Annotated in this window: 7 protein-coding genes; 5 read left to right on the plus strand and 2 right to left on the minus strand. The window is 73.4% G+C overall.

The genetic code is table 11. The annotated features are described in order from the left end of the window. Positions 1–6 precede the first annotated feature (6 nt). Together ADY59_RS17485 and ADY59_RS17490 are read left to right on the plus strand one after the other, a co-directional pair. On the plus strand, positions 7–345 hold the full coding sequence (locus ADY59_RS17485) for an MmcQ/YjbR family DNA-binding protein (RefSeq protein ID WP_049563380.1): 339 nt from the start codon (positions 7–9) through the stop codon (positions 343–345). Positions 346–357: 12 nt separating this feature from the next. Further along, on the plus strand, positions 358–1,050 hold the full coding sequence (locus tag ADY59_RS17490; RefSeq protein ID WP_049563382.1) for a B3/B4 domain-containing protein: 693 nt from the start codon (positions 358–360) through the stop codon (positions 1,048–1,050). Positions 1,051–1,097: 47 nt separating this feature from the next. On the opposite strand, the gene ADY59_RS17495 is transcribed toward ADY59_RS17490, so the two are convergent. Then, positions 1,098–2,741, minus strand: coding sequence for a DUF4082 domain-containing protein (locus tag ADY59_RS17495; RefSeq protein WP_049563384.1), 1,644 nt, complete (start codon positions 2,739–2,741; stop codon positions 1,098–1,100). A gap of 208 nt (positions 2,742–2,949) precedes the next feature. Here ADY59_RS17495 and ADY59_RS17500 point away from each other — a divergent pair, with 208 nt between their 5' ends. Continuing rightward, positions 2,950–3,582 (plus strand): class I SAM-dependent methyltransferase, encoded by a 633-nt coding sequence (locus ADY59_RS17500; RefSeq protein ID WP_049563385.1) that lies wholly within the window; start codon positions 2,950–2,952, stop codon positions 3,580–3,582. Here ADY59_RS17500 and ADY59_RS17505 read toward each other — a convergent pair. Beyond that, on the minus strand, positions 3,564–4,487 hold the full coding sequence (locus ADY59_RS17505; protein ID WP_049563387.1) for a hypothetical protein: 924 nt from the start codon (positions 4,485–4,487) through the stop codon (positions 3,564–3,566). The two genes, ADY59_RS17500 and ADY59_RS17505, sit on opposite strands and share 19 nt — an antisense overlap. Positions 4,488–4,575: 88 nt before the next feature. Here ADY59_RS17505 and ADY59_RS17510 point away from each other — a divergent pair, with 88 nt between their 5' ends. Further along, a complete protein-coding gene (locus ADY59_RS17510; RefSeq protein WP_049563389.1) occupies positions 4,576–5,337 on the plus strand; it encodes a DeoR/GlpR family DNA-binding transcription regulator in 762 nt (253 codons plus the stop codon). A gap of 31 nt (positions 5,338–5,368) precedes the next feature. Next, positions 5,369–6,305 (plus strand): 1-phosphofructokinase family hexose kinase (locus tag ADY59_RS17515; protein WP_049563391.1); only part of this gene is annotated, 937 nt, incomplete at its 3' end.

The raw sequence follows: 6,305 nt of genomic DNA on the forward strand, positions 1-6,305 counted from the left end.
GGGTCCGTGGTCACAGTCGAGGACGTGCGGCGGCTCGCGGCGACCCTCCCGAGGTCGTCGGAGCACCTGATCAGAGACCGGGTCAAGTTCCGCGTGGGCGCCATCGTCTACCTGGCGTTCTCGCGCGACGAGACGGTGATGGGCTTCGCCTTCCCGAAGGAGGAGCGGGCCGCGCTGGTCGCCGCCGAGCCCGCCAAGTTCCTCCTGCCGCCGGAGTCCGACATGCGCTTCAACTGGGTCTGCGCGCGCATGGCCGAGCTCGACGACGCCGAGATGCGCGAGCTGGTCGTGGAGGCGTGGCGGATGGTGGTGCCGAAGAAGGTCTACGCGGCCTACACCGCCTGAGATGATGCGTTCATGCATTTTCAGCACGAGAGCGCCATCTGGCGGGACTTCCCGGAGCTGGTCCCCGGCACGATCCTGGCCGAGGGCATCACCCCGGACGCCGTCGTGGACGGCCCGCTGCTCGCCCATCACGCGGCCGCGGCCGAGCGGCTGGCCGGCGGCGCGGAGTCCGAGCTGCCCGAGATCCGGGCGTGGCGGCGCGCCTTCTCCCGCATGGGGCTCAAGCCGACGCAGTACCGGTGCGCCTCGGAGTCGCTGCTGCGCCGGTTCAAGAAGGAGGGGGCGCTGCCGCGCATCCACCCGCTGATCGACCTGTGCAACGCGGTGTCGCTGGCGTTCGCGATCCCGGTGGCGGTGTTCGACCTGGCCCGGGTCGAGGGATTCCTGGAGGTCCGCCACGCCTCGGGCGAGGAGGAGTACGTCACGCTCGCCGGCCAGGCCGAGCACCCCGAGCCGGGCGAGGTGATCTTCGCCGACGGCGGCGGCCACGCGCACGCCCGGCGCTGGACCAACCGGCAGAGCGGCCTGTCGGCCGTGCGCGGCACGACGGCCTCCGTCCTGATCGTCGCCGAGGCCCTGCACCCGACGGCCGCCGAGGACGTACGCAAGCTCACCGAGGTGCTCTGCGGCGAGCTGAGCACCGCCTGGGGCATCACGCCCGCCGCCGCGGTGCTCGGCCCGGCCTCGCCGCGCCTGGACTTCTGAGACCTGCGCCTGGACTTCGGAGACCTGCTCCTACTGACCGCTGAGACCTACTCGACGCAGTCGTGCAGGTGCTGGACCGTCCTGGTGATCCGGTAGCTCTTGTCGATGGTGACGACCGCGTTGCCGGGGCCCCAGTCGATGTTCTCGCACGTGTCGGCCGAGCTGACCGGGCCGAAGTCCCAGGCGTCGTGGACGAGCTTGTTGCCGGAGACCTTCCACTTCGGCCCGGAACGCCACTGCAGGAACAGCGTGTAGTTGCCGCCCGCCAGCATGTTGTCGGTCACGGTCACGGCACTCAGGTTCTTGTCGACCAGGTTGACCGGGTCGGAGTGCTCGGGGGCGTTGCGCTGGTCGATCGTGTTGTGGTCGAAGACCAGGCCGCTGCAGACGATGCCGCCGGGGCAGTACGCCTGGATGCCGTCGGAGTGGCTCGTCGGCGGGCCGCACAGGTTCACGTACGAGTCGCGGATCGTGACGTTCTTGCCCGACATGCGAAAGCCGTCGTCGAAGCCGCGCACCTCGATGCGGGTGGCGGTGAAGTTCTTCTCGCCGACCGCCGGGTAGATCCGGCAGCCCTTCTCCGGGCCGACCGTGGAGTCGGTGATGGTGAACGAGCCGCCCGTCTTCCAGTTGGTGATCAGGCCGTCGATGCGGCTGTTCCTGATGACGACGCCGGACGCCTCCACGGTCAGGTCGCCGGTGATGTGCACGCCGTCGAGGACCTGGCCGGGCTTGGCGGCGGTGAAGTCCCCCTTGATCGTGGACAGGCGCAGGGAGTCGGGCACGCCGGTGCAGGCGGGCGTCGGGTGCGCGGGGAGCTCACAGCCGGGACGGCCGGGCGTCGACGGCCCCGGCTCGGTGGGACCGGGCTCGGTGGGGCCGGGGTTCGTGGGCTCGGGCTTGGTCGGCTCGGGCGTGCCGGTCGGCCGGTCGGTCGGGGTCCGCGTGGGGCTCGCCGTGACCGTGGAGGTTCCGGTCGGCGTCGCGGTCGGCGACCTGGTCGGCGATGACGTGGGTGACTTGGTGGGTGACTGTGTGGGGGTGACCGTGCGGGTGGGAGACGGGCCGGGTGCCGGGGCGCCCGGCCGGAAGACCACGTCGACGAGATAGTTGTGGCCGGCGCTCGTCCGCCTCGGGAACGCGCTCGCGCCGTAGGCGTACGCGCCGTTCCAGGCGGTCACGCCGAGCGACTCGGTGCCCGGGAGATAGCGGCGGAAGTAATGCCGGGCGACCGCGTAACGGCCGTCGGGCGCGTGGTAGGAGACCACGTACGACCGGCCGGCCCGCAGGGTGACGGGGTGCGGCAGGCGCACCTCCTGCCAGCCCGAGGCGGTCTCGGCGCCGAACGGCACTCGGGCCAGCCGGTTGCCGGCGGCGTCCCAGAGGCCGGCGGTGTGGCCGGCGGCGGCGCGGCGGTGCTTGTAGAAGCGGACGGCCACGACGGACCCGGTGCGCGACGGGGTGAAGCGCATGCCCAGCTCGACCGGCCGGCGGTCACGGGCGAGCCTGACCGGCACGACGCTGGTCGGCGACCAGAAGCTCTCCTCCTGCGCCGCGGCCCGCTGCTGCACGGGGGACGCCGGCGCCGGGCCGGCGAGCGCCGCGAGTGCGGCGAGCGCGGCGGCGGCGGCCGTCAGGGTGCGGCCGAGCGATTTTCGATGGTTCTCGCGCGGGTGCGGTGAACCGTTCACGAGGACGCCTCCAGTAAGAAAATCCCCCGATCAACGAACCGGCCCCATGCTGCCAGGGCCGCCCTGCGCTCCGGGCACTTTTCCGCATTTTTCAGTTATGTAAATGAGATAGCGCAGAAATAGGTCCGTTGCCCGGCCGGGATTGCAGACGGCCCCAAATCCGGAAATGTCATTGCCTGGCGGACACGGATTGATCACTATCGGGATCATGACACGCGACTGGGTGAGCTGGCACGACGACTACGACCGGCCGAGATCCGGCCTCAGGCGGCGCCTGGCCGTGGTTCAGCGCGCGATCCGCACCGCCCTTGACTCGGGCGCGGAGCGGGTGGTCAGCCTCTGCGCCGGCCAGGGCCGCGACCTCCTGCCGGTGCTGGCCGCCCATCCCCGGCGCGGCCGGGTGCGGGCCCGGCTGGTGGAGCTCGACGAACGCAACGCGCGGCTGGCCGAGGAGCGGGCGCCTGCCGGGGTGGAGGTGGTGTGCGCAGACGCGGCACTCACCGACGCCTACGCGGGCGCCGTACCGGCCGACCTCGTGCTCGCCTGCGGCCTGTTCGGCAATCTCAGCGACGCCGACGTCCGCCGGACGATCTCCGCGCTGCCCCAGCTGTGCGCGCCGGGGGCGACGGTCGTCTGGACCCGGCACACGCACGAGCCCGACCTGGTGCCGTCCATCTGCGGGTGGTTCGAGGAGAGCGGGTTCGACCGGGCCGCGCTGGAGACGGCGGAGTTCGGCGTGGGCGTGCACCGCTACGCCGGCCCTCCCACGCCGCTGCGGCCGGGCGAGCGGATGTTCACCTTCTTCCCGCAGGGGCCGCGCTTTCAGGAGAGCCCGCGGTAGAGCCCCTTGGCCAGGTTCGTGATGCGGCGGACGGAGCTGCTCCAGGTCGCGCCCGCGGGGTGCGCGGTCAGCACCGCCATGACGTAGCGCTCGTCCTTGCCCACCAGGCCGGTCGTGTGGAGCACCGGCCTGCCGAGGTCGGGGATGCCCGAGCCGCGCGAGCGCAGCGCGACGGCCGAGATGGAGGCTCCCTGCGCCCGCGCGTCGCACCGGACCGGCGGCACGGTGCCGAACCCCGACCAGCCCTGCTTGACCGCGAACGGCCGCGGCACCGCGTCCGGGATGCCGAAGGTCTGGTCGAAGCCGTCGCTGCCGCACGGCGCGGCCTTGCGCAGGTGGCCGAGTATGGTGTCGCGGACGCGCGGCTCGGCGGTGTCGAGCAGGTAGCGGTAGGTGCGCACGATGTCGTGGACGCTCAGCGACACGTAGCCCCAGAAGCCGGGGTGGGTGGCGGGCGGCGGCGTGGTGTCGGGCAGGCGCAGCTTGCGCGCCATCCGGGTGACGATCGCGCCCTTGCCGCCCCGGTCCCACAGCGTGGAGGCGGCGTCGTCGTCGCTCTGGCGCAGCATCACCTTGAGCAGCCGGGCGTCGGCCGGGGAGACGTCCTCGCGCCGCTCCAGGAAGTCGATCGCCATCAGGATCTTGATCACCGAGGCGGAGCGGAACTTGCGGTGCGCGTAGCGGGTCGCCACCGCCTTGCCCGCCTTCCGGTCGAAGACCAGCCACGAGGCCGTGGTGCCCGCCGGGACCCTGGGCGGCGCGGCCTGATGCGGCCGGGCCGGCGCGGGGACGCTCGGCGTCCCGGGGGCGCTGCTCGCCGACGCCGGCCCGGCCGAGGGCCCGGCGACGCATCCTGCTGCGAGTGGTACGGCTGCCGCCACGGCGGCCCACGGCTTCATACGCATCCGACATACCTATCAGAGTCTTGACGCGTCCACAGAAACGGAGATAAACAAAGGGGAAACCAACCCGAAACGGTGGTGAACCCACATCATGTACGCCGAGGAGCGGCAGCAGGAGATCCTCCGCAGGGCGCGCGCGGCCGGCCGCGTCGACGTGGTGTCCCTGGCCGGCGAGCTCGACGTGACGACCGAGACCATCCGCCGCGACCTGACCGCGCTGGAGCGGGCCGGCGTGCTGCGCAGGGTGCACGGCGGCGCGATCCCGGTGGAGCGGCTCGGGTTCGAGCCCGCGCTGGCCGCCCGCGACGAGGTGCTGACCGCCGAGAAGGAACGCATCGCCAAGGCCGCCCTCGCCGAACTGCCCGAGGACGGGTCGGTCATCATCGACGCCGGCACCACCACCGGCCGCCTGGTGGGCGTGCTGCCCGCCGACCGGGAGCTCACCGTGGTCGTCAACTCGCCGCCGCTGGCCACCGCGCTGGCCGCGCGCGCCAACCTCAACGTCATCATGCTCGGCGGCCGGGTCCGCGGCCGCACGCTGGCCACGGTGGACGACTGGGCGCTGCGGCCGCTGTCGCAGCTCCACGTGGACGTCGCGTTCATGGCCACGAACGGCTGCTCGGCGGCGCGCGGGCTGACCACGCCGGACCCGGCGGAGGCGGCGATCAAGCGGGCGATGATCGGCGCCGCCCAGCGCAGCGTGCTGCTGGCCGACCACACCAAGTTCACCAACACCTACCTGGCGTCGTTCGCCACGCTCGCGGAGATCGACGTGGTGATCACCGACACCGGTCTCGACCTGGCCCACGCCGCCGAGCTGTCGGCCGCGGGGCCGGAAGTGGTCCGGGCATGAGCGGGCCGGAGCGGCACGGAAGGGGGCGGCGGTGATCCTCACGCTGACGCTCAACCCGAGCCTGGACCGGACCATCGAGATCGGCGGGCTGGCCCGGGGCGCCGTCATCCGGGCGGCGGCGGCGCGGCTCGACCCCGGCGGCAAGGGCGTGAACGTCTCGCGGGCGCTGCTGGCCAACGCCGTGGCGTCGCGGGCGGTGGTGCCGTTCGGCGGCGACGAGGGGCGCCAGCTCGTGCACCTGCTCGGCCTGGAGGGGCTGGACATGGTGACCGTCCCGGTGGCGGGGCGGACCCGGTCCAACGTCACGCTGGCCGAGCCCGACGGCACCATCACCAAGATCAACGAGCCGGGCACCGCGCTGTCGCCGGACGAGCTCGACACCGTCGCCGACGCCGTGCTGGCCGCCGCGCACGAGGCCGACTGGGTCGTCGCCTCCGGGAGCCTGCCGCCGAGGGTGCCCGCCGACGTCTACGCGCGGCTGTGCCGCCGCTTCGCCGGGGCCGGGATCCACGTGGCGGTCGACACCAGCGGCCCCGCGCTCGCCCGCGCGCTCGGCGCCGCCCCGGCCCTGGTGAAGCCGAACCTGGAGGAGCTGGCCGCCGCCACCGGCATGGCGATCCGCTGTCTCGGCGACGTGGCCGAGGCCGCGGGCAGGCTGCGCGCCGCCGGCGCCTGTACCGTCCTGGCCAGCCTCGGGGCCGACGGCGCCGTGCTCGTCGAGGACGGCGGGATCTGGTACGGCGAGGCCGCGGTGGCCGGGCCGCGCAGCTCGGTCGGCGCCGGCGACGCGATGCTGGCCGGCTTCCTGGCCGCCGGCGCCCGCGGCGAGCGGGCCCTGGTCGAGGCGCTCGCCTGGGGCGCGGCCGCGGTCGGCCTCCCGGGCAGCCGCATGCCGGGCCCCCCGGACATCCACCGCGACGCCGTACGCACCTGCGCCCCGGACCCGTCGCGCCCCCTCACCTCCACCG

It is taken from the genome of Nonomuraea sp. SBT364 (genome assembly GCF_001083785.1).
Taxonomy (GTDB): Bacteria; Actinomycetota; Actinomycetes; order Streptosporangiales; family Streptosporangiaceae; genus Nonomuraea.

What these genes read in the sequence shown, in the direction of transcription:
- ADY59_RS17510 (WP_049563389.1), top strand. Translation starts at nt 4,576, where the DNA reads ATGTACGCCGAGGAGCGGCAGCAGGAGATCCTCCGCAGGGCGCGCGCG.
- ADY59_RS17505 (WP_049563387.1), bottom strand. Translation starts at nt 4,487, where the DNA reads ATGCGTATGAAGCCGTGGGCCGCCGTGGCGGCAGCCGTACCACTCGCA.
- ADY59_RS17490 (WP_049563382.1), top strand. Translation starts at nt 358, where the DNA reads ATGCATTTTCAGCACGAGAGCGCCATCTGGCGGGACTTCCCGGAGCTG.
- ADY59_RS17500 (WP_049563385.1), top strand. Translation starts at nt 2,950, where the DNA reads ATGACACGCGACTGGGTGAGCTGGCACGACGACTACGACCGGCCGAGA.